The organism is Alkalibacillus flavidus, from assembly GCF_040545925.1.
GTDB classification, from domain to species: Bacteria; Bacillota; Bacilli; order Bacillales; family Alkalibacillaceae; genus Alkalibacillus; species Alkalibacillus flavidus.
The window spans coordinates 1-25,769 of sequence record NZ_JBEPMX010000013.1; the positions used below are offsets into that span (position 1 = coordinate 1).

Below are 25,769 nucleotides of genomic sequence, written 5' to 3' on the forward strand. Positions count from 1 at the left end.
TTTTTGCCCATGCAAAAACACCTCCGAATAAGTACTTCTTTCATTGTACCATTTCGAAGGTGTTTTATATTGTCTCAAATATTTAGGTTAGTCTACATCCCACCACTTTTTTTATCATTGACTATACATTGGAAAACGATCCGCAAGCTTTTGCACACGCGCTTTCGCTTCTTCTAATTTCGCTTCATCGTCATGATGGTTAAGGGTAAAAGCAATAATAGATGCAATCTCATCCATGTCGTCTTTACCAAAACCACGTGTCGTGACAGCCGCTGTACCGATACGAATACCACTTGTGACAAATGGGCTTTCTGGGTCAAACGGAATCGTGTTTTTATTCGTCGTAATACCGATCTCATCAAGCGCTGCTTCGGCCACTTTACCCGTTAAATTGAGTGGACGTACATCTAATAATAATAGATGGTTGTCCGTCCCATCTGATACGAGACGAATGCCTTCGCGTTTTAACGCTTCACCGAGATGTTTCGCGTTATCGATAATTTGTTTGGAGTACTCTTTAAACGACGGGTCTAGTGCTTCTTTGAATGCGACGCCTTTTGCTGCGATGACGTGCATGAGCGGGCCACCTTGCATACCCGGGAAGACGTTACTATCGATCTTTTTCTTAAATTCTTCTTGGCATAAAATTAAGCCACCGCGCGGGCCACGTAATGTTTTATGCGTCGTCGATGTGACGAAATGAGCGTGCGGCACAGGACTAGGGTGCAGACCTGCTGCGACGAGTCCTGCAATATGTGCCATATCGACGAGTAAGTAAGCGCCGACTTCATCTGCAATCTCACGGAATCGCTTGAAGTCAATTTGGCGAGGGTAAGCCGAAGCGCCAGCGACGATCATATTTGGCTCGACTTCTTTTGCTTTCGCTAATAACGCATCATAATCAATCACTTCATTATCTTCATCAACCCCGTAATCGACGACGTTGTAAAGTTTACCACTGAAGTTAACAGGGCTACCGTGCGTTAAATGGCCACCATGATTCAAGTTCATTCCTAAGATCGTGTCACCAGGCTTAAGGGCCGCAAAATAAACCGCCATATTCGCTTGTGCGCCAGAGTGAGGCTGAACGTTGGCATGATCAGCGCCGAACAATTCCTTCGCACGGTCGCGCGCTAAATCTTCTGCGATATCGACATACTCACAGCCACCATAGTAACGACGATGCGGATAACCTTCTGCATATTTGTTCGTTAAAACTGAACCAGTCGCTTCCATGACCGCTTCAGAAACAAAATTTTCCGATGCGATTAATTCAATTTTGTCGTGCTGACGATTTTTTTCTTGGTTAATCGCCTTCAGCATATCTGGGTCTACTTCGTGTAATTGATTGTGTAAATGTGTCATTCAATAAGCCTCCTTATGTATATCGTGTCAGCGACAATGCACTGACCTTTTTACGTGTGATAAATCGCGCGTTCACCGCCGATTAATTTCGGACGTGTGTAAGCGTAAGTCACGTGCGCACCGCCTAAAGTTTTCACCGGAAAACGTAACGGGACGGCAACATGTTTTAAGTGCATGCCAATTAATGTGTCACCAATATCCATGCCGATATCAGCAGCAACCCCTTCGACTAATACAGGGTCATCCATCGATTGATACGCATACGTCGCCATCGACCCACCTGCTTTTGCATGCGGAACAGCGCTCACTTCGGGTATCCCGAGCGATCGTTGTAATGCACGTTCCATGACAATCGCGCGATTCAAATGCTCGCAACATTGATAAACGACGTGCACGCCAAGATCTTGTTGAAACGCTTCCAATTCGTCGTACAACAAAGCTGCAACATCCATACTCCCAGCCGATCCAATCAATTCGCCTTTCACTTCGCTCGTCGAACAGCCGACGACCATGATCGAATTCGCTCGCGCATATTCAGACTCACGCCAAGACGCCACAATCGACTGCACGTCTTGTTTTAACTCATCTAACGTCAACGCCATTCCTCCTTAAAAAGGAATCGTTTCTTATATAAAATTATAACAAAAAGATGGAAAAAGGTATATGTTTTTTGTTTGAATCTTCAAAAATGAAGCGGTGGTTGATTCAAATGTTGAGTTTGTTGCACCAACTTTTGATCGGCTTGATTCAAACAGTTTTCCACTTGATTCAAATTCGAGATTTGTTGCATCAAAACCTTGGATTCTTGATTCAATGCATAAAAAAATCGGAACTCACACTCGAGTCCCGACTTCTAATCAACTACTTCTCCTCATAAGCCTTAATCTTATTCACGCGGTTGGCGTGGCGGCCGCCTTCGTATGATTCGTTTAAAAATGTGCTGACGATCTCGCGTGCTAAGCCTGGGCCGATGACGCGTTCGCCCATTGCTAACACGTTGGCATCATTATGTTGGCGGGTTGCTTTTGCGCTAAAAACGTCATGGACGAGTGCACAGCGAACGCCTGTTACTTTATTCGCTGAAATCGACATCCCAATACCTGTTCCGCAAATGACGATGCCGTAATCGAATTCACCATTTGCGACACGTTCTGCAGCTGGAATACCATAATCCGGGTAATCAACTGATCCTTCACAGTTACATCCTATATCTTCAAATTCAACATTCATTTCCTCTAATAAGTTCGCGATATCGGCGCGTAAGTTTTGTCCTCCGTGGTCTGATGCTAATATAACTCTCATTCGTCTTCCTCCAATTTCTCGACCATTAAATCGATATATTTTTCTAGTTCTTCACGCGTGTGTTCGTACGTTGCGACGTCTAGTCCGATTGGATCGGCTATATCATGGGATGGTTCGTCAACGTATTCTTTTAATGTGAAAATCTTATCATCAAAGCGTGTATATTCTAGTTTTAATGCTTCTTTATGCTGTGATGTCATCGTTAAGACTAAGTCCGCCCAGTTAAGCAATTCGCGTGTGACGGGTTGTGATATATGATCAATTCCTATCCCGTTTGCGTCTAAAGCTTGAATAGCATGATCATTTGCAGCTTGTCCATGATTCGCGGACACGCCGGCCGATTGTACATCAATTTCAGGATATTTATGCTTCACGATTGCCTCAGCCATTGGACTGCGACACGTGTTGCCTGTACATACAAATAACACACGATGCAACGCGTACCCCTCCTGTTTCACTGTTTCCATCTATATCTATTTTACTTGAATTCGCACGTGTTGTCATGTGTTTTACCACACCATTTGCAAACCTAATATCGCCAAAACGACGCCACCGATTGCTTCCGAATATGTCCCTAGCCATTTTCGTCCATACTTCGATAACATGAAACCAAACCATGTAAAGACCATACTGACAAAGCCAAATAACAACGCGATGACAAACACATGGACACCTAACATCCCGATTGAAATCCCGACCGAAAAACTGTCTAAACTCACAGTAAGCGCTAGAAAAAATAAGCCGATCGCTGTTAAAGGCGGTTGACGATCTGATTGCCAAAACGTCGCCATGATCATTTGAATCCCGATTGCTACGAGTAGCCAACCACCAATATGTTGCGCCATATGCCCTAACTGTTCCGATAACATGTCACCAAAAAATATCCCCGCAAGTGGCATGATGACATGAAACAAACCGACTAACATGACAAAATATAACCACCACCGCAAGCGTCTCTGAGAAAAACCAATCGACAGACTAACTGACAAAGCATCCATACTAACGGCAATTGCCATGATCACATACGGTGTCACACTATCATAAAAAAACATCACACGCTTGTCCTCCTATTTGCCCGAGCATTCTAGTTCACTGTATGCTCGTTTCAGGCATTTTAGAAGAAAAGCGTGTGATCACACCTTCTGCTTATATCGTTTTCGACGCTGCTTTTTCGAGACGATTCATGAAAGCTGTTCCGATCCCTTCTTTCGAAAAGGCTTCAGCTAATATAACATCATAATCTGACATATCGATTTGGCGTAAACGATCGTATAAATGGCTCGTGACCGCGATTAAATCACCTTTTGATCCGAGCGTAAATACGTCGTTTGTTGCGAGTTCTTTTGCCCGCTCGTCGCTAACTAAAAACCCGACGCGTTTTCCGTCCTGCGCTAATTCATAAGCAACCCGCTGCATTGCGTCCGTTTCACCCGTCACAATCCAAATCGGACAATCAGGCGCATAATGTTTATATTTCATCCCCGGCGACCGAGGAGCCACATCATCTTGTAGAGACGGCGCGACATCGACAGGTCCGATCACCGCTTCAATATCCGCACGCGTAACACCACCTGGGCGTAAAATCATTGGCACGCCTAATGTCATATCAATCACGGTCGACTCGACGCCAACGCCTGTTTTTCCGCCATCGACAACCTCATTAATGCGACCGTCTAAATCGTGTAACACATGCTCAGCCGCAGTCGGACTCGGCTTTCCAGATCGATTCGCACTCGGCGCCGCAACTGGAATGTCGGCGGCTTGAAGTAATGCTAACGCGACAGGATGGTCTGGCATGCGAAAACCAACTGTCGTAAGCCCGGCCGTCACATTACTCGCTAATGTCGTTTGCGCTGGCATGATTAACGTGAGCGGCCCGGGCCAAAACGCGTCCATCAGTTGTTCTGCTTGTGGCGACACGTTAGTCACATAATCGTACACTACGTCACGCCTACCAACATGCGCAATGAGCGGATTGTCTGCCGGACGACCTTTTGCCGTAAAAATCTTCCCAACGGCGTCTTCATTCGTCGCATCCGCCCCAAGTCCATAAACCGTTTCAGTCGGAAAAGCAACTGTGTCACCTTGTTTTAATGTCATTGCTGCTTCTTGTATCGCGTCTTCATGGACATGGCCATGACTTGTCCAACGTATCGTTTCCATCGTCTTGCTCCTTTTTTTCATAACGTCAATTGCTATTTATATTATGGAAGGAAAACGATGAAAGTGCAATCATCATGACGTCGCATGCGTCGATAAAGATTTGACGTAACATTGACCTTTTGTACCTTCGAATGCAGTTGGCACCTCTTCGGCTAAGTGAAAGTGATTCATCTCGAGCAATACGTGTTTAGTCGGATCGTCTAAATGCGTATACAAATCGTTGTATGATTGAGTTTTGGCGTAATCGCTGATCCAGTCAAACATCATCATGAGTAACGCCGGATTAGCCTGTTCGTGCAACCATAATCGTCTTAACCAAACGGCTTCAACACTCATTGGGTAAAGCACAAAAAACGCAATCGCTACATCATCAACGAATAAAAGATAGCCATATTGTTGCTCCCAATCCGTTTTCGGTTTTGTCTCATCTGTGAAAAATGTCTGAGCGGTGTCATGTGATACGTCATAAAATGGTTCGATCGTCATCATATCGCTCGCCTCCTAAGCATTTTCTATCAACCTATGAGACGAGCGCTAGTTTTATGCCCAATTCAATAGATTTTTTAGCCATTCCCAGATAAAAAATTTCGTTTCGCGTTCGTCATCGGATTTTTCGTCACTATCAGTTGTTTCTTCTTCCTCATCGTGTTCTAACACTGCGGCACCGTCGGAAAACTCGACGAAACAAAGCGGCGGAAACAAGACGCACCACCAATTGTCGCCTTTTCCTTCCCCGAGCGTAATTAAAATCGCTTCGTATTCCCCTGCCGGATAAATAAACTTGTCATACACTTTATCAGGGAACATGACGTCGTCAAACTCGACATTAAATGAATAGCTTGTATGTTTTTCAACGATTGTTTTAATGACCGGGATGTTGTCACGAATCGTCTGACGTGCTTTTTCTATTGATGTTAAGTCTTCTACCCATTCTGTGATTTGTTCGTTAACCGCATCTCGGACGTCTCGTTTTTCTTGTTGGTCGGCTTCACTATTCGAGTTCGCTAAAATTCGTAATCGAATCGCATCATCTGGAATCACAACGTAATCTGAATTTACTTGCTCTTCCGCACTTGTATCGTTCCAAAACCATGTCATTCCAATCAAAATTACGACTAATAATAAACCAATCCGCATCGTCTTCAACCCTTTCTCGTAATCTCGTAATTACATTGTCGCCGACGAATGCGGTAGATATACGTCTTAAAGTATGTTAGATTAATAAAAATATTATTGGTAGAGTCGCTCAATTAATTGCGACAGACGCTCAATCTTACTCAGAGACGATCATTTATCATGAAAGTTGCACATTCCCGGGAAAAGTTGATCAATTAATCACACCAGTCGCACATATAGGCGTGCAAGTCGCGCTTTTCCTGACTGAGATCGCTCAATTCCTAGTAAAGTCAATCATAAACCAACACACGAAAGGTGGCTAAACGATGTTTACACACTATATTCGGGATGACCTTTATTTAAAATTGCTTGATGACAGTGATTTAGGGGAACTTTTTGCTTTAACGGATCGTAATCGGAATGACTTACGGCGTTGGCTCGCTTGGGTCGATCACACGGTGAAACCGGAGGATACGGCGAAATTTATCCAAGCGTCTAAACAACTATATGCCGAAAGTAAAGGGATGAATATCGCCGTTGTGTTTCGCGGACAACTGGCGGGCGTTGTGGGTTTTAATCAATTGGACTGGACGAATAGTAAGGCTCATATCGGCTATTGGCTCGGTAAATCGTTTCAAAGCTACGGCATTATGACCGATGCAACACGTGCACTTATGACCTACGCGTTTCGTGATTTGAATATGAACAAAGTCGAAATTCGGGCGGCAGGCGGTAATACGAAAAGCCGTGCGATCCCTGAGCGGTTAGGTTTTGTAGAAGAAGGCAGTATCCGTGCTGCTGAACGCCTGCACGGCGATTATGTCGATCACATCGTTTATGGGCTACTGCAGGACGAATGGCTAGACGCTTCTCATTAAGTTATCTCATAACTTCTTGAATTTATGAAATAACTGCGAGCAGTTATTTCATAATTACCTATAGTTATTTCAAAACTATAGAGACTTATCTCATAACTTCAGCGATTTATCTCAAAAAAACGATCCTCGGCTTAGCCGGGGATCGTTTTTACGTCCATAACACAATGCGGTCTTTTCCGTTGATATCTTGTACAACTCGCACAGTCGCGTTGGGGTCATAATGCTTGATTAAAGCGGGCACGGACTCACCTTGGTCATAACCGATTTCGAATGCGGTTAATTGTGGTTTGTGTTGCAATCGCATCACTTGTTCAACGATTCGCTCGTACGCTGCCAGACCATTTTGATCGGCGAATAATGCTAAAGCTGGATCGTGCAGCGCCACGGTTTCTGACAATGAGTCGCGTTCGTCATGCGGAATATACGGTGGGTTCGACACGATCACATCAAGCGTCCAACCACGTTCCAACACAGGCTCTAGAAAATCACCCTCAAGTAACGTGACGTCACGGTCTAACAACTCCCCGTTATAAGCTGCAACAGCTAATGCATCCTCTGATAAATCTGTACCAACAACATTCGCTTCAGGCAAACGACCTTTTAACGACAACGCAATCGCACCACTACCAGTCCCTAAATCGACGATCACCTCCGGACAGCGCGCTTCCGACAATACCGCCAGCACTAATTCCTCTGTTTCCGGACGAGGAATTAAAACGCGTTCATCGACATAAAACGTATCATCAAAAAAATCGACCGATCGCGTGAAATGTTCGACTGGCTTCCCCGTTACGACATGCTCATGCACCCAAACGGCAAAGGTCTGCGCAACGTCCGAATCTAACGTATCACGTTGAATGGCCAACCACTCGCTATGACTCACCTTCAACAAATACTGCAACAACAAGTCGCCAACACGTTCTTCTCGTCCGAATTGTTTCAAAAAAGAAGAAGCCCAACGCCGGGCTCCCTGCACAGTAAGTTTCGATTCTGACATATTAGTCTCCAAGTTCGTCTAACTTCGCCGTTTGTTCTTCGATTAATAACGCATCAATGATTTCGTCAATTTTACCTTCCATCACTTGGTCAAGTTTATTAATCGTTAAATTAATACGGTGGTCCGTGACACGGTTTTGCGGATAGTTATACGTGCGAATGCGCTCAGAACGGTCACCTGTACCTACCGCTGATTTACGGTTTTCATCTAATTCTTCTTGCGCTTTCGCCTGTTCCATCTCGTAAATACGTGCACGCAGGACCTTCATCGCTTTTTCTTTGTTTTTAATTTGCGATTTCTCATCCTGACAAGATACAACGACGCCTGTTGGCTCATGCGTTAAACGAACGGCTGACATTGTCGTGTTAACACTTTGTCCGCCTGGGCCGCTGGATGTAAACGTATCAACGCGGATATCGTTATCATGAATCTCGACTTCAACTTCTTCCGCTTCAGGTAATACCGCAACCGTCGCCGTTGACGTATGAATTCGGCCACCTGATTCCGTATCTGGAACACGCTGAACACGGTGCGCGCCGTTTTCAAATTTAAAACGTGAATACGCGCCATTACCGTTAATCATGATAATAATTTCTTTATAACCGCCGACTTCAGCTTCGTGCGCTTCAATCACTTCTAACTTCCAACCTTGTGATTCAGCATAACGTGAATAAAGACGATACAAGTCACCAGCGAAAAGCGCCGCTTCATCACCACCGGCTGCTCCGCGGATTTCCATAATAACGTTTTTATCATCATTCGGGTCTTTCGGAATAAGTAAAAACTTCATCTCTTCTTCGAGCGGTTCAACTTGTGGCTCTAATTCTTCAAGTTCTTCTTTCGCCATGTCGATCACATCTTTATCCGATTCTTCTGAGATCATTGTTTTGGCGTCTTCGATTTGTTGTTTAATATCTTTATATTCGCGATATTTCTCCACGACAGGTTGAATATCGGCTTGTTCTTTTGAATATTGGCGTAGTTTATTTGAATCGTTAATCACTTCAGGATCCATCAGTAAATCGGTCAACTGATTGTAACGATCCTCCATATGTTGTAATTTTTCGAGCATACGACGTCCACCTCTTACTCTTTCGTTAATTATTCCACATTATATCATACCATAAATAAGCATAACATTTCGTCCGTAAAGCATGATAATCTTATGAAAATCGAAAACCAGTCAAGATTAACTTTAATCCAGACTGGTTAAGCGATCAATTCATTTAATTGAATGACGAACGACTCGCGACGTCAAATTCTGCATAACGCGGATGCTTCGGTACTTCGTGATGGTGACGGCAACGCGGTTCGTACGATTCTGACGCGCCGACTAAAATAACGGGATCGTCATATGAAGCGGGCTTCCCGTCGATTAACCGTTGCGTACGACTAGCCGGTGAGCCACAGTGCGGACAAATCGCGTTCAGTTTCGTGACAGTTTCCGCAAGCGACAAGAGCTGCGGGATCGCACCGAACGGTTCCCCGCGAAAATCTTGATCGAGACCGGCCACGATAACACGCACACCACGATCAGCTAAGTATTGCGCGACCTCGACGACGTCATCATCGAAAAATTGCACTTCATCAATACCGACAATATCGACATCATCGTCAATGTTGTCGTAAATGTCTTGAACATCATCGATTGGTCTAGCGATGATAGAGTTCCCGTTATGTGACACGATCGACTCATCATCGTAGCGGTTGTCAATCGCCGGTTTAAAGACGCGCACATTCAAATGGCCGTAAGTCGCACGTCGCACACGGCGAATAAGTTCTTCTGATTTACCTGAGAACATGCTACCACAAATGACCTCAAGCCAACCGCTATGTTTCATTACATACATCATAATTTCGCACCTCATTTATACAAACTTTTACATTTTTCGCACCGTAAAGATTAAAAAGGGCGGTCAACCGTAAAGGTGACTGCCATATGATGAAAGATATGATTGCTAAAATAAAAATTAAGGCTCTTTAAAGTTTAATGGTGTTTTTAAAATGATAGTAGCACTGAGTTGTTGAATTGTGAGGAGCGAAGGTGGTGACTCCTGGTCGACTAAAAGCGGTCACGTCCTGTGACCAACATCGACATTAGACCGTCCGGGTCGTCACGGGAACAGCACGAGTCTCGAGACCCCGAGAGATGCACCTGCGTCTGCGAGTCAACGCTTCGAAGCAGGCTTCCTCGGTGCAAGTTGCAAGGAAGCATTTTCGATGAGGTTGCCTGGCTCGAGCCGTGCCCGCGGAAAGCGTCCACCGAAAGCGGATCACAATATCAACAACGGACTTTAACAGAACCAAAAAATAAAAAAGCTGACCGTCTTTGCTAAGCTGCCACACGGTGATTATAATGGTGTCGATCATCTCGTATGGTGTTTAGCTGAAAGATTCGGTCAGCTCCTTTAATGAAATCATTATTATGACATGTTGTATTTTTTCTTGAAGCGGTCTACACGGCCACCAACTTTGTCGGCTTTCTGCTTACCAGTGTAGAACGGGTGAGAATCTGAACTAATTTCAACACGAATTAATGGGTACTCATTACCGTCTTCCCATTCAATTGTTTCTTCAGATTCTAACGTTGAACCTGTTAGAAATTTGAAATTAGAGCTTGTATCTAAAAATACAACCTTGCGATATTCCGGATGGATATCCTGTTTCATGCTTAACACTCCTCCTTGCCCTGAATCCTGTGGAAACAGAGTTAATTTAAACCGTTCGTTAACCGATTGTTAACGTCCCAATTCATACAGAGTGATTATATCAACTCGACGTGTAGATTGCAAGACGTTAACGAAATTCTTATTGTTTTCCTTTCATTTCATCGTCCATAATTTTGAAAAACTCTTCGTTGTCTTTCGAATTACGCAGACGACGTAAGAAGCGGTCTAAGAAATCGTGCTGGTCTTGCATCGTTTTTCGGATCGCCCATGTCTTATCAAGATGCTCTTTTGACAGGAGCAACTCTTCTTTTCGTGTCCCTGACTTTAACACGTCAATCGCAGGGAAAATCCGGCGTTCAGCCATACGACGATCAAGATGCAATTCCATATTGCCTGTTCCTTTAAATTCTTCATAAATGACATCGTCCATACGCGAACCAGTATCGACAAGTGCCGTCGCTAAAACGGTTAAACTACCGCCTTCTTCGATATTACGCGCTGCACCGAAAAAGCGTTTCGGACGGTGGAACGACGCTGGGTCAATACCACCTGATAAAGTTCGTCCACTCGGTGGGATAACTAAGTTATACGCACGCGCTAGACGGGTAATACTGTCCATTAAAATAATGACATCTTGTTTGTGCTCCACTAAACGCATCGCACGGTCTAGCACGAGTTCAGACACTTTAATATGGTTTTCTGGCACTTCATCAAATGTTGAACTGACGACATCGACATCTTCGGCTACTGATCGTTCAATGTCCGTCACTTCTTCAGGTCGCTCATCAATGAGTAAAATAATCAGTTTTGAGTCAGGATGATTTTGTTTAATGCTGTTAGCTACTTGTTTCAAAATCATCGTCTTACCGGCTTTAGGCGGAGCGACGATTAGACCACGTTGACCAAACCCGACAGGTGACATCATGTCCATGATACGCGTTGATAAAACGTTCGATTTCGTCTCTAAATTCATCTTTCGGTCAGGATATAAAGCCGTTAAACCAGGGAAGTGAATACGTTCTTTTGCACTTTCTGGATCATCTCCGTTGACCGCATCAACGTGCAATAAGCCAAAGTAGCGCTCGTTCTCTTTTGGCGGGCGCGCTTTACCGGATACGAGGTCTCCGTTACGCAAGTCAAAACGACGGATTTGCGACGCTGAAATATAAATATCTTCAGGGCTTGGCGCGTAGTTGATCGGACGCAAGAAACCGAAACCTTCTGATTGAATAATTTCTAATACGCCATCAACGAATAATTTGCCGTCTTGTTCTGTTTGCGCTTTTAAAATCGCAAAAATTAATTCTTTTTTGTTGAGTTTCGCATAATAAGAAACGCCAAAATCGCGTGCTAACGCGTAAAGCTCTTTAAGATTTTTCGTTTCTAATTGTGCGATTGTCATTGGATTTGACACAAAAACACCACACTTCTATGAAATTTTATTTTTTATGTTGGAAATATAGTCGTTGGGTTGTCAATTTATATGTGAGAAGAAATTGTTATATGAGGTATAACTGTTTTATTGTATCGTTTTTGATGACGTTAAGCAAGTTTAATCTAGGGGTGTAAAAAGAAGAAATCTGCAGTATGACCTGCAGATTTCGCTAAATATCAATCCTTAATCACCAAATCTGGTTTTTTCGCTAGGCTGTGTGTGCCATCGATAAATCGGACGGTTCCTGATTTGGCGCGCATAACGACGGTTTCTGTTGTGGCTTTGTCACCTTTGAATTGGACGCCTTGGAGCAATTCGCCGTCTGTAATACCAGTTGCAGCAAAGATCGCATCATCACCACCGCATAGGTCTTCCATCGTTAACACGCGGTTAACGTCTTGAATGCCCATATCACGGCAACGGGCAACTTGCTCGTCATCGACTGGTTTTAAGCGACCTTGAATTTCGCCACCTAAACACGTTAATCCAATCGCTGATAAGACGCCTTCGGGTGCACCACCTGTGCCCATCAACATATCGACACCTGTGTGGTCAAAGGCTGCGTTTATCGATGCGGCCACATCGCCATCAGGGATGAGCTTGATGCGAGCGCCTGCTTCGCGAATCTCTTGAATAAGTTGGTCATGGCGCGGGCGATTAAGAACGACGACCACGATATCTTCTACGTCTTTGCCTTTAGCATTTGCGACTGCTTCTAAATTCTCAGCAACAGATGCGTTAAGGTCAACTTTTCCGACTGCTTCTGGACCGACGGCAATCTTCTCCATGTACATATCTGGTGCGTGTAACAGCTCACCACGGTCTGCAATCCCGACAACACAAAGGGCATTCCACGTCCCGAGTGCTACGATATTCGTGCCTTCGACTGGATCAACGGCGATATCGACCTCTGGACCTTGCCCTTGTCCGACTTCTTCACCTATGTACAACATCGGTGCCTCATCTTTTTCCCCTTCGCCAATCACAACGGTACCTTGCATTGGAACAGTGTCAAAAACCGTTCGCATCGCTTCGGTCGCTGCACCGTCTGCCTCTTCCTTTTCACCTCGTCCCATCCAGCGTGCGGATGCTAAAGCTGCCGCTTCTGTGACGCGGACAATTTCCATCGATAAACTTCTTTCCATCGTTATGCTCCCCCTTTTATCATGTCCCCATTAAGTGCATTATGCGTTTTGGAATAGTTTCTTATCTTCTTCTGACATTTGTTCGCGCCACACGACAGCGCCTAAATTTTTCAGTTTTTCAGTGATTTGATCGTAGCCTCGTTCAATATGATCCAGACCGACGACTTCTGTGACGCCATCTGCCATGAGACCAGCAATGACTAACGCCGCGCCCGCGCGCAAGTCGCTCGCCTTCACTTTCGCTCCTTCTAATGGCGTTTGACCAGATACGACAGCTGAGTTGCCTTCGACTTTAATACTCGCATTCATGCGCCGCAGCTCGTCAATATGTTTAAAACGGGCTTGGTAAATCGTATCTGTGACGATACTCGTCCCTTCAGCTTGTGTGAGTAATGATGTGAACGGCTGTTGTAAATCTGTCGGGATTCCTGGATAAACGAGTGTCTTAATATCGACATTCGACAGCGGTCGATTGCCACGAACAATTAAATAATCGGTGCTTTCTTCGATTTCAACACCCATCTCACGTAGTTTAGCCGTTAACGATTCCAAGTGGGTCGGAATGACATTATCAATCGTCACTTCTTCGCCTTTGGATGCTGCTAAAATGGTGTACGTGCCAGCTTCAATCCGATCAGGAATAATCGTATGCTGACAACCGTTCAACTCATCGACGCCTTCAATACGAATAACGTCCGTGCCAGCTCCTTTAATATTCGCGCCCATACTATTGAGCAGTGTCGCGACATCAATAATTTCCGGTTCTTTCGCTGCGTTTTCAATCGTCGTTTTGCCTTTAGCTTTTACCGCTGCAAGCATAATATTAATCGTCGCACCGACACTCACGACATCTAAATATATTTTCGCACCGACAAGTTCATCAGCTTGCAAGTAAATCGCGCCTTGTTCATTCGTTACTTTAGCGCCTAACGCTTCAAAGCCTTTAATATGCTGGTCGATCGGGCGTGGGCCAAGGTTACAACCGCCTGGTAAACCGATGACTGCTTTTTTAAATCGGCCGAGCATCGCACCCATAAAATAATACGACGCGCGTAATTTTTTTACACGACCGTTCGGCAGTGGCATCGAGACCATATTAGCTGGATTGATGGTCACATCCTCGCCGTCTTGTGACACCTCGCCACCGATATCTTCGAGCAACTCTTTTAAAATGTCGATATCTGAAATATTCGGCAGCCCTTCAATCGTGACTTCGGATTCGGCTAAAATCGTCGCTGGCAATAACGCCACGGCACTGTTTTTAGCCCCGCTAATCCGAACTTCTCCATTCAGTTTATGGCCGCCTTCGATTAGCAATTTATCCATATAACATACTCCTTAACCGTATCGGTCACCTTTTGGTTGTAGGATGCCCTTTTCCATACGATTTATTTATTCGCTTTCTCCCAATCATTTAAAAACTTCTCAATCCCTTGGTCCGTTAACGGGTGCTTCACGAGTTGCTGAATGACGTTAAACGGAATTGTCGCGATATGCGCACCACTCATCGCCGCTTCTGACACGTGCATCGGGTGACGCACACTTGCTGCGATAATTTCCGTTTCAATACCGTGCGTGTCAAAAATAGCCGCGATTTCTTGAATCAAGTGTAAGCCGTTTTGACCGATATCATCTAAGCGACCTAAAAACGGTGATACGTACGATGCGCCTGCACGTGCTGCAAGTAATGCTTGATTAGCTGAAAAAACAAGCGTTACATTTGTCTTCACACCACGGTCCGTTAATGTTTTACACGCTTTCAACCCTTCAAGTGTCATCGGTAATTTAATCGTAATATTCGGAGCGATTTGAACGAGTTCGTCAGCTTCCTTCAGCATCCCTTCTGCATCTTCAGAAATGACCTCTGCACTGACGGAGCCTTCTGTGACTTCTTTTGTAATCTCTTTAAGGCGATCGTGGAATGAGACACCTTCTTTCGCTACGAGTGACGGGTTTGTCGTCACGCCTGATAAAATCCCTAATGCGTTTGCTTCTTTAATCTCATCAATGTTAGCCGTATCAATAAAAAATTTCATGTTTTAGTCTCCTTTAAAATCAAAATAATCTCGACTGATACACGAAAAGGCTAACCCAGATCAAACTGGGTCAGCCAATTGCTTTGTGTTTATATGGTGATGAAACCGCATGCTACCTGACGATGATTCCATTGATGGTCTGAAACATACTTAAATGGCACAGCGGCCCCCCCTTTGTGTTGTTATCATGTATCACATTACTAGAATATCAAGTGTGTCGCATTTTCGCAACTAAGTATCTAATCGGGCTACTTCTTAACATACTTATTCACGAAATAAATAACGTCGCTAAGTGTGAACGGTTTTTCTAACACACCTTGATGATCGGAATTTGAATTTAATTCAAGTTGTTTTTTAGCCATGCCTGTCATCAAAATCACAGGTGTATCGTCACCTTTTTCGCGTAATGTCGCAATAAATTTATCACCTTTCATAGAAGGTAATAAATAATCAATGAAGCATAGGTCTACATGCCCACTATCCATCGTTTGTAATGCATCATGGCAATTTAAAAATTGTTGGACATGAAAATCTTCTTGCTTCAAAAATTCACCCATCAACATAGCGATTGATTCTTCATCATCCACAACAACAGCTTGATATTTTCCCATTCCATCACCTTTTTCTCAAAATCATCACACTATTACTTTACAAGATTGGAATAGGAAAATCAATCCATTCAACACTTTTCACGCTTTAATTATTTCACACAGTGTTCGACAAATTTTTTGAATAACGGTTGCGGACGTGTCGGGCGCGATTTGAATTCTGGGTGGAATTGTGACGCGACAAACCACGGGTGATCAGCGATTTCAATAATTTCGGCCAAACGTCCATCTGGGCTTAAACCGGAAAACTGAAAGCCCGCTTCTTCCATTTTTTCACGGTACGTATTATTAAATTCATAGCGATGACGGTGGCGTTCGTAAACAATTTCGTCTTCATAAGCATCGTACGCATTCGTCCCTTCTTTCAAGCGACAGGCATAGACACCTAAACGAAGTGTTCCACCTAAATCTTCGACATCTTTTTGCTCTGGTAATAAATCAATGACAGGGTGCGGAGTCGACGGATCGATTTCAGCCGAATGAGCACCTTCTAACCCTAATACGTTGCGAGCATATTCCACGGTTGCGAGCTGCATACCGAGACAAATGCCGAGGAATGGAATTCTTTCCTCACGCGCATAACGGATCGCTTCAATTTTACCGTCAATCGCACGGTCGCCGAAACCACCTGGGACAAGAATCCCGTCGACATCACTTAATTCTTGCTCAACATTATCCCGCGTCAACGTTTCGGAACTGACCCATTTCACGTTAATATCCGAATCGAAAGCAAAGCCACTATGCTTCAACGCTTCGACAACGGAAATATACGCATCTTGCAACTGAACATATTTGCCGACGAGTGCGATTGTCGTCGTTTTCGATAAGTTTTTCACGCGATCGATCAATTCGTGCCATTCACCCATCTCGGCAGGCTTTATGTCCAAGCCAAAATGATTGCACGCTAATTCATCTAACCCTTGTTGTTGCATTTCTAATGCGACTTCGTATAACACATCACAGTTACGTGCTTCGATGACAGCTTTTTCGTTAATGTCACAGAACAACGCAATTTTATCTTTCATACTTTGGCTAATTTCCATTTCGGTTCTTAACACCACAACATCTGGCTGGATACCGAGAGAGCGCAATTCTTTCACCGAGTGTTGCGTCGGTTTCGTTTTCATTTCACCTGCTGCCTCTAAATATGGTACGAGCGTGCAGTGAATGTACATGACATTATCCCGGCCGACGTCACTTTTGAGCTGACGAATCGCCTCTAAAAATGGCAAACTTTCGATGTCACCGACCGTTCCGCCGATCTCCGTGATGACAACATCGGCATTCGTTTCGTTTCCTGCTTGATAGACCTTGTCTTTAATTTCATTCGTAATATGCGGGATCACTTGGACTGTACCGCCTAAATAATCGCCGCGTCGCTCTTTACGAATAACCGTTGAGTAAACTTTACCTGTCGTGATATTGGAATACTTATTTAAGTTAATATCAATAAAACGTTCGTAGTGACCTAAATCGAGATCGGTCTCTGCACCGTCTTCTGTCACGAACACTTCACCGTGTTGATACGGACTCATCGTCCCCGGATCAACGTTTAAATACGGGTCGAACTTTTGAATCGTCACGTTGAGTCCTCGGTTTTTTAGTAGCCTTCCTAATGATGCTGCAGTAATCCCTTTACCTAATGACGATACCACGCCGCCAGTTACGAAAATATACTTCGTCATGCTTTCGTCCTCACTTTCTTTTCATTGTGTTTAGTATGGATCTATGTGTGGAGATTAACTATCTAATCCGTCTATAAAAAACAAAAAAAGCCCCCGAACTGTATTCGGGAGCTTAGTTTACGATTTTTAGAGAGCCCACATAGAATAATACGCCTGAGCTAACAGAAAGTCAAGCATCCTTTATAACTCTTCGTCATCGTCACCTTTATCTAAATTTTTCTCGAGATCGTCGACTTCATCTTCGAATAATTCTTCTGTTTCTTCCTCTTCTTCAACGTCTAACTCATCGTCAAGAACGGTTTCTTCTTCAACTGGTTCTTCTGCTTTAGCTTTTTTCTTCTTCTGTTTCTTTTTCTTCGGTTTCTCTTCAGCGACGAACGCATCTTCAACCGTTTGATCGAATGGATACCAGTGCTTCAAGCCCCAAAGGTTAGAGCCGACAGATAAGAAACGGCCATCAACATTTAAATCCGTATAAAATTGCGAAATAAATTGTTCTTTTTCCTCTTGGCTAAATCCCTTCGCCTCAGCTACGAGTTGATAAATATCTTGAAAATTTTTCGCTTGATTTTCGCCTACCATGATTTCATAAGCGAGATCAATCATCGATATTTCTTGGATTTCTTCTTTTGTATACTTTTCTAAGCTCACAACCAGCACTCCTTTATCCAGTTAACGGTAACTTTAGCTACTTTCCTAGTTTACAGAATATCATATATCATCGTCAATTCAAGAAAAAATTATTATGATGTGAATAGCGGTTGCAAGTCGGCGATATATTTTGGGAATCGACGATATATTTGCGAAATCGGCGATAAAATTGAAATCGCGATGATATATTGCGGAGATCGGCGATATATAGATGCAATCGACAAATTAATAGTTGAGATCGACAAATCATAGCGCCCGTTCGACAAATTAATTACCGAAATCGACAAATCGCAAGGTGAATTAATCAAAGTAAAACCCGAACAATTTTAATAAAATAAATTGTTCGGGTTTCTGCTTGAATGACGCTCCATCAAAACACTTCGCTTGCCGCGGGCACGGCTCGAGCCTCCTCAGCCCAAAAGCGAGGCTTGCGGGGTCTCGAGACGCGTGCTGTTCCCGCAGGCGTCTATGTGTTTTGATCCCGCTTCATCATTACTTTCTACAGCTATTTTCAAACATTCATCTTTTGTAATCTTTAAACATTTCGTGCCAGCCTCAACGACTCATCAAACAATCTTACATATTCCGTCGATACTGGCCGCCGACTTCGTATAGGGCGTTGGTGATTTGGCCGAGGCTTGCGACTTTGACGGTTTCCATGAGTTCGGCGAAAATGTTGCCGCCTGATGCTGCGACGTCTTTAAGTCGCGCGAGTGCTTCGTCTGCTTCCGCTTTGTTGCGTGCTTGGAAATCGCGTAAGTTTTGAATTTGTTGTTGTTTTTCGTCTTGTGATGCACGCGCGACCTCCATTGAGTTGATGTCGTCTTCTGATGGTGGGTTCGGGTTTTGGTACGTGTTCACACCGACGATCGGCAATTCGCCTGAGTGCTTCTTACCTTCGTAATAAAGTGATTCTTCTTGAATTTTACCACGTTGATATTGACGTTCCATCGCGCCGAGCACGCCACCGCGGTCGTTTAAGCTTTCGAATTCAGCTAACACCGCTTCTTCGACAAGATCGGTTAATTCTTCTAAAATATATGACCCTTGTAGCGAGTTTTCCGTCTTCGTTAAGCCGAATTCTTTGTTAATGATCATTTGAATCGCCATCGCACGGCGGACAGATTCTTCGGTTGGTGTGGTAATCGCTTCATCATACGCATTTGTGTGAAGCGAGTTCGTATTGTCTTGAATCGCGAGTAACGCCTGGAGCGTCGTACGGATGTCATTGAAATCGACCTCTTGCGCGTGCAGGGAACGACCTGATGTTTGAATATGATACTTCAACTTCTGACTTCGATCATTCGCCCCGTATTTATCGCGCATCGCAACAGCCCAAATACGACGAGCAACGCGTCCGATGACGGTATATTCTGGGTCTAAGCCATTTGAGAAGAAGAACGATAAGTTTGGCGCAAATTTATTAATATCCATGCCACGACTTAAATAGTACTCAACGTACGTAAAGCCATTTGCTAACGTGAACGCAAGCTGACTGATCGGGTTCGCGCCCGCCTCAGCAATGTGATACCCGGAAATCGACACAGAATAATAGTTTTTCACATCTTGTTCGATAAAGTATTCTTGAATATCACCCATCATGCGTAGGGCAAACTCCGTCGAAAAGATACACGTGTTTTGACCTTGGTCTTCTTTCAAAATATCCGCCTGCACAGTACCGCGCACGACCGAAATCGTTTCAGCCTTAATCCGTTCGTGCTCGTCCGCACTCGGCTCGCGTCCGTTTTCGTCTTTAAATTTCTCCAGTTGCTGATCGACAGCTGCGTTAAAGAACATGGCTAAAATAATCGGTGCCGGCCCGTTGATCGTCATCGACACGGACGTTTTCGGATCGCTTAAATCAAAGCCGTCGTACAGTTTCTTCATATCCTCAACAGTACAAATACTAACACCAGACTCCCCGACTTTACCGTAAATGTCCGGGCGCTCATCTGGGTCTTCGCCGTAAAGCGTAACCGAGTCAAATGCCGTACTCAAGCGCTTCGCCGGTTCATTTTCCGATAAATAATGGAAACGGCGATTCGTTCGTTCTGGCGTACCTTCCCCTGCAAATTGACGCGTCGGATCTTCGCCGCGACGTTTGAATGGGAACACGCCCGCTGTATACGGGAAGTAACCTGGTAAGTTTTCAAGCATCATAAACTTAACCTGGTCGCCCCAGTCTTGGTAACTCGGGAGTGCGACTTTCGGAATTTTAAGGCCGGATAAACTTTCAGTGTTCATCTCGACTTTGAATTCTTTACCACGTACTTCATAGCTCATTTCATCTTGCGAATACGTGTTTTGGAAATGATCGTAATTGTCTAATTGTTGCACGGTTTCAGCGTCAAGTTGCTTTTCATAATCGGCGATCAAGTTTTCAAGCGCATCGATTTCGTGGCCCGCAAGTTCGTCTTTCGTGCCTTTTAATTGATACACTTTGCTCGCGATTTCGCTTTGGCGACGTGCGTGTTCTTTATAACCGCGTACCGCTTCAGCGATGTCGCGTAAATATTGACGTCGTTCTGGCGGAATAATTAAGTTTTGTTTCTCAGCCGTTTTGACGCTTGTATCGAATGGAACATCAACATTCCAAGCATAACGATCATTCAACGTTTCAAGCATGGCTGCAAATAACGTGTTCGTCCCTGCATCATTAAACTGACTCGCGATCGTACCGAACACTGGGAATGACGCGTGGTCTTCGTGGAATCGCATATGGCTGCGTTCGTATTGTTTGCGCACTTGTTTGAGCGCGTCGTCCGAGCCTTTTTGTTCAAATTTATTAATCACAATAAAATCGGCATAGTCGATCATGTCGATCTTCTCAAGCTGAGACGGTGCACCGAATTCGGCTGTCATGACATACATCGATAAGTCCGTGATTTCGGTAATTTCGGCGTCACCTTGACCGATACCACTCGTTTCAACGATGATAAAGTCAAAATGCGCCGCTTTCGTCACGTTAATCGCATCCGTGATCGCTTTTGACAGCTCGCTTTTCGAATCGCGTGTAGCGAGCGAACGCATGTATACGCGCGAATCGAAAATCGCGTTCATGCGAATGCGGTCGCCGAGTAACGCGCCCCCCGTTTTCTTCTTCGTCGGATCCACCGAAATAACCGCGATCTTTTTATCAGGTACTTCGTTTAAAAAGCGACGAATTAATTCATCGGTTAAGGAACTTTTACCAGCGCCACCTGTTCCGGTAATCCCCATGACAGGAACGTTTGAACCGTCGATTGCTAGCAGTCGATTTAACTCCTCACTCGACACCGAACCATTTTCCACATGGGTAATTAAACGAGCCACTGCTTGATTATCGCCGTCTTTTGCTGCTTTCGCGTCCGCTTCTAATTCAATCGGCGTCGGGTGATCACACTCTTCAAGCATCGTGTTGATCATGCCTTGAAGCCCTGTTTCACGACCGTCTTCTGGTGAAAAGATACGCGCCACACCATAGTCATGAAGTTCTTTAATTTCACGTGGCAAAATAACACCGCCACCGCCACCATAAACGCGGATGTGACCGGCACCCTTCTCATTTAACAAGTCGACCATGTATTTAAAATATTCCACGTGGCCACCTTGATATGATGAAATCGCAATGCCTTGTGCGTCTTCTTGAATTGCCGCATTCACGACCGCTTCAACTGATCGGTTATGCCCTAAGTGAATGACTTCGGCGCCACTCGCCTGTAAAATACGACGCATAATGTTAATCGATGCATCGTGTCCGTCAAACAAACTCGATGCCGTCACAAATCGTACGGGATGTTTCACTTGATACGCTTCCATTTGTTGCATTATGACACGCCTCCTTGCTTTTGTTTGGCCGCTTCATAAGCCAATTGGTTTGTTAACCATTTAAATTGTTGATCTGTGTAATCGTCTAACGTAAATGTTTTTTGCAATACCCATCGACGAAAGCCCCACATTTGCCCTTGAATAAAAATATTATTCGCGATCAACACAATATCTGTTTCATTTAAAATCGCAGCATAATTATTCGCTAAAATTCGTTCAAACAACTGCATCATTTCTTTTTCTTTATTTAACACATAATCTTGGGCATCTTTCGGTAATGCTTTTAATTCTTGATACAAAATAAGCACTTCATCTTGTAAGTCATCCATAACATGAAAATACGATTTCACTGCTTGATAAAGCGCGTCCCGCGATGTTTCATTCGTATCGATCACCGCTTCCATGCGCGAGCGTACTTCATCGTAGATCGCATCACAAACGAGAAAGAGCACATCTTCTTTCGTGCGAATATATTCGTAAAGGGTCCCGATACTAAAGCCGGCTGCTTTCGCAATTTCTCGTGTCGTTGCGCGGTGAAAGCCTTTTTGTTTAAACAGTGTGACCGCGCCTTTTTGCAGTTGGGCTCGTCGTTTTTGGATTAATGTTTCATCTTTAATTGAGGAACTAATTTCTTTAACCATCGTTCGTCCCCTTCCACGTCTTCAGCCACCGTTCTGCTAATTGATATGGGTCTGTGATGTCGTTTAACGCGGCTTGCATCGATTCATCCGCTTCGATCATCGTGACGACGTCTTTATACAAGCTATCATGAATCAAGTCATAGACTTCTTGTTTAAGTTGGTTTTGGCGTTTACGCGCACCCGCTTCCGTTTCTTCCAAGTACGCCCAATGCTTGCCGAACGACCGAATCATGCGGTCAAACCCTTGCGCTTCATCCGTTGATACGGCTTCTAACACGACCGGTTCAAAGCCGTCATGACCGACCATATGAATCATGTCGTAAAGCTGATTTTTAAGTTTGCGTACGCCTGGTAAATCGGCTTTGTTAATGATAAATAGATCAGCAATTTCCATAATGCCTGCTTTAAACACTTGCATGACATCGCCCGAATTAGGCGTCAGGACAACCGCCGTCGTATCCACGACCTTCATAATATCGAGCTCTGACTGACCAACACCGACTGTTTCGACGAAAATATAATCAAACCCATAGGCATCGCACGCCCGAATCGCATCTTTCGTCGCACGCGCCAAGCCGCCGAGACTGCCGCGCGTAGCCATACTGCGAATAAAGACGTGTTCATCTGTGAAATGTTTATGCATACGAACACGGTCGCCGAGAAGCGCGCCGCCACTAAACGGACTCGTTGGATCAACGGCGATGATTGCGACCGTTTTCCCTTGTTCGCGCAATTGCGTGACGAGATGGTCGAGTAGCGAACTCTTACCAGCACCAGGTGAGCCCGTAATACCGATATAATGCGATCCTTGTTTTCGCTGATTAATCGCGCTTAGTAAGGCGAGCTTGTCAGGATGATCGTTTTCAACCATCGTAATCGCTCGGGCTAATGCACGTTGATCTTGGTTCGCAATTCGTTCAGCCAGTTGCTCCATACGAGTCCTTCCTTTCCATTAATTAATCTTTCGTCACCATACGACCGACGACGAGACGCTGAATTTCTTGTGTACCTTCGTAAATTTGCGTAATTTTCGCATCGCGCATGTAACGCTCGACTGGGTAGTCTTTCGTATAACCGTAACCACCGTAAACTTGTACCGCTTCAACCGTCACATTCATCGCCGTATCACCGGCAAACAGTTTCGCCATCGCAGATTCTTTTTGGTAAGGTAGCCCTTCTGACTCATTGTAAGCAGCTTGATAGGTTAATAGACGGGACGCTTCGATATTCGTCGCCATATCGGCTAGCTTAAAGGAAATACCTTGATTTTTCGCAATCGGTTTACCGAACTGTTCGCGCTCCTTCGCATAGTCCGTCGCTTTATCGAGCGCACCTTGGGCAATCCCGACCGCTTGAGCCGCAATTCCGTTACGACCGCCGTCTAATGTCGTCATCGCAATTTTGAATCCGTCACCTTCATCGCCGAGCATGTTTTCTTTTGGAATACGGCAATTTTCGAAAATAAGCTCTGTTGTCGGAGACGAACGGATACCGAGTTTTTCTTCTTTCTTACCAAAACTAAAGCCTTCTGTGCCTTTTTCGACGATAAACGCCGAAATGCCTTTATGTTTCGCGTCCATGTCTGTCTTCGCGAACACAACATAGATATCTGCGACACCGCCATTTGTGATCCATACTTTTGAGCCGTTTAATACGTAATGATCGCCGTCTAGTTTCGCCGTTGTTTTCATTGAGGATACGTCACTACCGGCACCTGGTTCTGATAAAGCGTAAGCTCCCAAAGCTTCACCTGTCGCTAGACGTTGCAGGAAGTTTTGTTTTTGGTCTTCGTTACCGTATGTGTAAATTGGCCAGCTTGCAAGCGAGATGTGAGCTGATAGGGTTACACCTGTTGACGCACAGACGCGTGATAATTCTTCGACCGCGATTGCGTAACTGACGAAATCGCTTCCGATTCCGCCGTATTCTTCAGGCCAAGGAATTCCTGTTAGGCCGAGTTCAGCCATTTGGTCAAAAATCCCGCGGTCGAACCGCTCTTCTTCATCTCGTTCTGCTGCTGTTGGTTCGACTTCATTCACCGCAAAATCGCGGACCATTTTGCGTAGCATTTGTTGTTCTTCGGTTAGTTGAAAATTCATCTATTAGTTCCTCCCTTTATTTCAATAACTGACGACTGATCACCATGTTTTGGACTTCAGTCGTGCCTTCGTATATTTGGGTGATTTTGGCGTCGCGGAAATAGCGTTCGACTGGGTAATCTTTCGTATAGCCGTAACCGCCAAAGACTTGCACGGCTTCGATTGCTGCGTCCATTGCAGTTTGGGAAGCGAATTTTTTCGCCATCGACGCTTGCTTCCCAGCATCTTGCCCAGCTTCATAGGTCGAAGCCGCATTATAGACTAATAGTTTAGCAGATTCGACGGCTGTTGCCATATCGGCTAGTTTAAACGACACACCTTGGTGCTGTGCGATGGGCTTGCCGAATTGTTCGCGTTCTTTCGCGTAATCGGTGGCCGCTTCTAATGATGCTTCAGCAATGCCTAACGCTTGTGCAGCAATCCCAATCCGACCAATATTCAAATTCGCCATCGCGATTTTAAACCCTTCACCTTCTTCACCGAGCAATTGCGATTTTGGCACACGACACTGGTCAAACGTCAGCGACACGGTACTAGACCCGTGCAAGCCCATCTTCTCTTCTGGTTTACCGACTTCAAAGCCAGGCGTCCCATCTTCAACGATAAACGCAGACACACCTTTATGGCCGAGTTCTGGATTCGTATTGGCAAACACGATATACGTAGTCGCAAAACCACCGTTCGTCATAAACACTTTCGACCCTGTGATGACATAATCGTCGCCATCTTTAACCGCTTTTGTTTTCAAATTACTCGCGTCACTGCCAGCTTGTGGTTCGGTTAACGCAAAAGCGCCGAGGTATTCACCTGTAGCTAGCTTCGGCACATAGTGATTAATTTGCTCTTCCGTCCCAAACTTCACAATCGGAAACGTACCGACTGACGTATGAACAGACAAAATCACACCTAGCGTCGCACTCACTTTCGATAGCTCGTGGATCGCAATAATGTATGACGTGTAATCCATACCTGCGCCGCCTTGGTCTTCACTCACAGGAATACCGAGTAAACCGAGTTCGCCCATTTTATCGATAATTTCTTTCGGAAAACGGTCTTCCCGTTCCATTTGTTCCACAGCAGGGGCGACTTCTTGTTGTGCAAAATCGCGGACCATTTTGCGCATCATCGTCTGCTCTTCTCTAAATTGTAAATCCATGGTTAGCACTCCCGTT

At 44.7% G+C, this 25,769-nt stretch carries 25 protein-coding genes; 1 reads left to right on the top strand and 24 read right to left on the bottom strand.

Annotation, left to right across the window (positions count from 1 at the left end):
• Positions 1-114: 114 nt before the first annotated feature.
• The 8 genes from glyA to spoIIR form a co-directional block, all read right to left on the bottom strand.
• On the bottom strand, positions 115-1,365 hold the full coding sequence (gene glyA, locus ABID56_RS11200) for a serine hydroxymethyltransferase (RefSeq protein ID WP_354221224.1): 1,251 nt from the start codon (positions 1,363-1,365) through the stop codon (positions 115-117).
• A 50-nt stretch (positions 1,366-1,415) separates the two neighbouring features.
• Entirely contained in the window at positions 1,416-1,967 is a 552-nt protein-coding gene (locus tag ABID56_RS11205; RefSeq protein WP_354221226.1) for a TIGR01440 family protein, read from the bottom strand.
• A gap of 259 nt (positions 1,968-2,226) precedes the next feature.
• On the bottom strand, positions 2,227-2,667 hold the full coding sequence (gene rpiB, locus ABID56_RS11210; RefSeq protein ID WP_354221228.1) for a ribose 5-phosphate isomerase B: 441 nt from the start codon (positions 2,665-2,667) through the stop codon (positions 2,227-2,229).
• Positions 2,664-3,095, bottom strand: coding sequence for a low molecular weight protein arginine phosphatase (locus ABID56_RS11215; RefSeq protein ID WP_354221343.1), 432 nt, complete (start codon positions 3,093-3,095; stop codon positions 2,664-2,666). Before ABID56_RS11215 ends, rpiB begins: the two co-directional genes overlap by 4 nt.
• 81 nt (positions 3,096-3,176) lie before the next feature.
• Positions 3,177-3,719, bottom strand: a complete 543-nt coding sequence (locus ABID56_RS11220) for a manganese efflux pump MntP (protein ID WP_354221345.1) — start codon at positions 3,717-3,719, stop codon at positions 3,177-3,179.
• 94 nt (positions 3,720-3,813) lie between these two features.
• Complete coding sequence (locus ABID56_RS11225) at positions 3,814-4,830, bottom strand: L-threonylcarbamoyladenylate synthase (RefSeq protein ID WP_354221230.1); 1,017 nt, start codon at positions 4,828-4,830, stop codon at positions 3,814-3,816.
• Between the two features lie 72 nt (positions 4,831-4,902).
• The gene (locus ABID56_RS11230) at positions 4,903-5,319 is read right to left on the bottom strand and encodes a hypothetical protein (protein ID WP_354221232.1); all 417 of its coding nucleotides are present in this window, start codon (positions 5,317-5,319) and stop codon (positions 4,903-4,905) included.
• A 51-nt stretch (positions 5,320-5,370) separates the two neighbouring features.
• Positions 5,371-5,967, bottom strand: a complete 597-nt coding sequence (gene spoIIR / locus ABID56_RS11235; RefSeq protein WP_354221234.1) for a stage II sporulation protein R — start codon at positions 5,965-5,967, stop codon at positions 5,371-5,373.
• A 305-nt stretch (positions 5,968-6,272) separates the two neighbouring features.
• On the opposite strand from spoIIR, the gene ABID56_RS11240 reads away from it, so the two are divergent.
• The gene (locus ABID56_RS11240; RefSeq protein WP_354221236.1) at positions 6,273-6,824 is read left to right on the top strand and encodes a GNAT family N-acetyltransferase; all 552 of its coding nucleotides are present in this window, start codon (positions 6,273-6,275) and stop codon (positions 6,822-6,824) included.
• A 148-nt stretch (positions 6,825-6,972) separates the two neighbouring features.
• Here the strand turns inward: ABID56_RS11240 and prmC are convergent, their stop codons facing one another.
• The 16 genes from prmC to ABID56_RS11320 all read right to left on the bottom strand — a co-directional run bounded on the left by prmC (position 6,973) and on the right by ABID56_RS11320 (position 25,753).
• Entirely contained in the window at positions 6,973-7,821 is an 849-nt protein-coding gene (prmC, locus tag ABID56_RS11245; RefSeq protein ID WP_354221238.1) for a peptide chain release factor N(5)-glutamine methyltransferase, read from the bottom strand.
• A gap of 1 nt (position 7,822) precedes the next feature.
• Positions 7,823-8,893 carry a peptide chain release factor 1 gene (prfA, locus tag ABID56_RS11250; RefSeq protein WP_354221240.1) on the bottom strand — a complete coding sequence of 357 codons (1,071 nt, stop codon included), beginning with the start codon at positions 8,891-8,893 and terminating at the stop codon, positions 7,823-7,825.
• A 154-nt stretch (positions 8,894-9,047) separates the two neighbouring features.
• A complete protein-coding gene (locus ABID56_RS11255; RefSeq protein ID WP_354221347.1) occupies positions 9,048-9,671 on the bottom strand; it encodes a thymidine kinase in 624 nt (207 codons plus the stop codon).
• 573 nt (positions 9,672-10,244) lie between these two features.
• Positions 10,245-10,490 carry a type B 50S ribosomal protein L31 gene (locus ABID56_RS11260; protein WP_354221242.1) on the bottom strand — a complete coding sequence of 82 codons (246 nt, stop codon included), beginning with the start codon at positions 10,488-10,490 and terminating at the stop codon, positions 10,245-10,247.
• A gap of 139 nt (positions 10,491-10,629) precedes the next feature.
• The gene (gene rho, locus ABID56_RS11265; protein ID WP_354221349.1) at positions 10,630-11,892 is read right to left on the bottom strand and encodes a transcription termination factor Rho; all 1,263 of its coding nucleotides are present in this window, start codon (positions 11,890-11,892) and stop codon (positions 10,630-10,632) included.
• A gap of 209 nt (positions 11,893-12,101) precedes the next feature.
• Positions 12,102-13,070, bottom strand: a complete 969-nt coding sequence (gene glpX, locus ABID56_RS11270; RefSeq protein ID WP_354221244.1) for a class II fructose-bisphosphatase — start codon at positions 13,068-13,070, stop codon at positions 12,102-12,104.
• 39 nt (positions 13,071-13,109) lie between these two features.
• Positions 13,110-14,396, bottom strand: a complete 1,287-nt coding sequence (gene murA, locus ABID56_RS11275; protein WP_354221246.1) for a UDP-N-acetylglucosamine 1-carboxyvinyltransferase — start codon at positions 14,394-14,396, stop codon at positions 13,110-13,112.
• Positions 14,397-14,458: 62 nt separating this feature from the next.
• Positions 14,459-15,106, bottom strand: coding sequence for a fructose-6-phosphate aldolase (fsa, locus tag ABID56_RS11280; RefSeq protein WP_354221248.1), 648 nt, complete (start codon positions 15,104-15,106; stop codon positions 14,459-14,461).
• Between the two features lie 248 nt (positions 15,107-15,354).
• Positions 15,355-15,717 (bottom strand): response regulator, encoded by a 363-nt coding sequence (locus tag ABID56_RS11285; RefSeq protein WP_354221250.1) that lies wholly within the window; start codon positions 15,715-15,717, stop codon positions 15,355-15,357.
• Positions 15,718-15,806: 89 nt separating this feature from the next.
• Complete coding sequence (gene pyrG, locus ABID56_RS11290; protein ID WP_354221252.1) at positions 15,807-17,399, bottom strand: CTP synthase; 1,593 nt, start codon at positions 17,397-17,399, stop codon at positions 15,807-15,809.
• 180 nt (positions 17,400-17,579) lie between these two features.
• A complete protein-coding gene (gene rpoE, locus ABID56_RS11295; protein WP_354221254.1) occupies positions 17,580-18,050 on the bottom strand; it encodes a DNA-directed RNA polymerase subunit delta in 471 nt (156 codons plus the stop codon).
• A gap of 576 nt (positions 18,051-18,626) precedes the next feature.
• Complete coding sequence (gene icmF / locus ABID56_RS11300) at positions 18,627-21,857, bottom strand: fused isobutyryl-CoA mutase/GTPase IcmF (RefSeq protein ID WP_354221256.1); 3,231 nt, start codon at positions 21,855-21,857, stop codon at positions 18,627-18,629.
• Positions 21,857-22,498 (bottom strand): TetR/AcrR family transcriptional regulator, encoded by a 642-nt coding sequence (locus tag ABID56_RS11305; protein ID WP_354221258.1) that lies wholly within the window; start codon positions 22,496-22,498, stop codon positions 21,857-21,859. The genes icmF and ABID56_RS11305 overlap by 1 nt, the downstream gene beginning before the upstream one ends.
• Positions 22,491-23,432, bottom strand: coding sequence for a methylmalonyl Co-A mutase-associated GTPase MeaB (meaB, locus tag ABID56_RS11310; RefSeq protein ID WP_354221260.1), 942 nt, complete (start codon positions 23,430-23,432; stop codon positions 22,491-22,493). The genes ABID56_RS11305 and meaB overlap by 8 nt, the downstream gene beginning before the upstream one ends.
• Positions 23,433-23,454: 22 nt before the next feature.
• Positions 23,455-24,597, bottom strand: coding sequence for an acyl-CoA dehydrogenase (locus ABID56_RS11315; RefSeq protein ID WP_354221262.1), 1,143 nt, complete (start codon positions 24,595-24,597; stop codon positions 23,455-23,457).
• A gap of 16 nt (positions 24,598-24,613) precedes the next feature.
• Positions 24,614-25,753, bottom strand: a complete 1,140-nt coding sequence (locus ABID56_RS11320) for an acyl-CoA dehydrogenase (protein WP_354221264.1) — start codon at positions 25,751-25,753, stop codon at positions 24,614-24,616.
• Positions 25,754-25,769 lie beyond the last annotated feature (16 nt).

Bases quoted from the DNA above. Each gene is read 5' to 3' on its own strand.
- glyA (WP_354221224.1), bottom strand. From the start codon at position 1,365: ATGACACATTTACACAATCAATTACACGAAGTAGACCCAGATATGCTG.
- ABID56_RS11205 (WP_354221226.1), bottom strand. From the start codon at position 1,967: ATGGCGTTGACGTTAGATGAGTTAAAACAAGACGTGCAGTCGATTGTG.
- rpiB (WP_354221228.1), bottom strand. From the start codon at position 2,667: ATGAGAGTTATATTAGCATCAGACCACGGAGGACAAAACTTACGCGCC.
- ABID56_RS11220 (WP_354221345.1), bottom strand. From the start codon at position 3,719: ATGTTTTTTTATGATAGTGTGACACCGTATGTGATCATGGCAATTGCC.
- ABID56_RS11225 (WP_354221230.1), bottom strand. From the start codon at position 4,830: ATGGAAACGATACGTTGGACAAGTCATGGCCATGTCCATGAAGACGCG.
- ABID56_RS11230 (WP_354221232.1), bottom strand. From the start codon at position 5,319: ATGATGACGATCGAACCATTTTATGACGTATCACATGACACCGCTCAG.
- spoIIR (WP_354221234.1), bottom strand. From the start codon at position 5,967: ATGCGGATTGGTTTATTATTAGTCGTAATTTTGATTGGAATGACATGG.
- ABID56_RS11240 (WP_354221236.1), top strand. From the start codon at position 6,273: ATGTTTACACACTATATTCGGGATGACCTTTATTTAAAATTGCTTGAT.
- prmC (WP_354221238.1), bottom strand. From the start codon at position 7,821: ATGTCAGAATCGAAACTTACTGTGCAGGGAGCCCGGCGTTGGGCTTCT.
- prfA (WP_354221240.1), bottom strand. From the start codon at position 8,893: ATGCTCGAAAAATTACAACATATGGAGGATCGTTACAATCAGTTGACC.
- ABID56_RS11255 (WP_354221347.1), bottom strand. From the start codon at position 9,671: ATGTATGTAATGAAACATAGCGGTTGGCTTGAGGTCATTTGTGGTAGC.
- ABID56_RS11260 (WP_354221242.1), bottom strand. From the start codon at position 10,490: ATGAAACAGGATATCCATCCGGAATATCGCAAGGTTGTATTTTTAGAT.
- rho (WP_354221349.1), bottom strand. From the start codon at position 11,892: ATGACAATCGCACAATTAGAAACGAAAAATCTTAAAGAGCTTTACGCG.
- glpX (WP_354221244.1), bottom strand. From the start codon at position 13,070: ATGGAAAGAAGTTTATCGATGGAAATTGTCCGCGTCACAGAAGCGGCA.
- murA (WP_354221246.1), bottom strand. From the start codon at position 14,396: ATGGATAAATTGCTAATCGAAGGCGGCCATAAACTGAATGGAGAAGTT.
- fsa (WP_354221248.1), bottom strand. From the start codon at position 15,106: ATGAAATTTTTTATTGATACGGCTAACATTGATGAGATTAAAGAAGCA.
- ABID56_RS11285 (WP_354221250.1), bottom strand. From the start codon at position 15,717: ATGGGAAAATATCAAGCTGTTGTTGTGGATGATGAAGAATCAATCGCT.
- pyrG (WP_354221252.1), bottom strand. From the start codon at position 17,399: ATGACGAAGTATATTTTCGTAACTGGCGGCGTGGTATCGTCATTAGGT.
- icmF (WP_354221256.1), bottom strand. From the start codon at position 21,857: ATGCAACAAATGGAAGCGTATCAAGTGAAACATCCCGTACGATTTGTG.
- ABID56_RS11305 (WP_354221258.1), bottom strand. From the start codon at position 22,498: ATGGTTAAAGAAATTAGTTCCTCAATTAAAGATGAAACATTAATCCAA.
- meaB (WP_354221260.1), bottom strand. From the start codon at position 23,432: ATGGAGCAACTGGCTGAACGAATTGCGAACCAAGATCAACGTGCATTA.
- ABID56_RS11315 (WP_354221262.1), bottom strand. From the start codon at position 24,597: ATGAATTTTCAACTAACCGAAGAACAACAAATGCTACGCAAAATGGTC.
- ABID56_RS11320 (WP_354221264.1), bottom strand. From the start codon at position 25,753: ATGGATTTACAATTTAGAGAAGAGCAGACGATGATGCGCAAAATGGTC.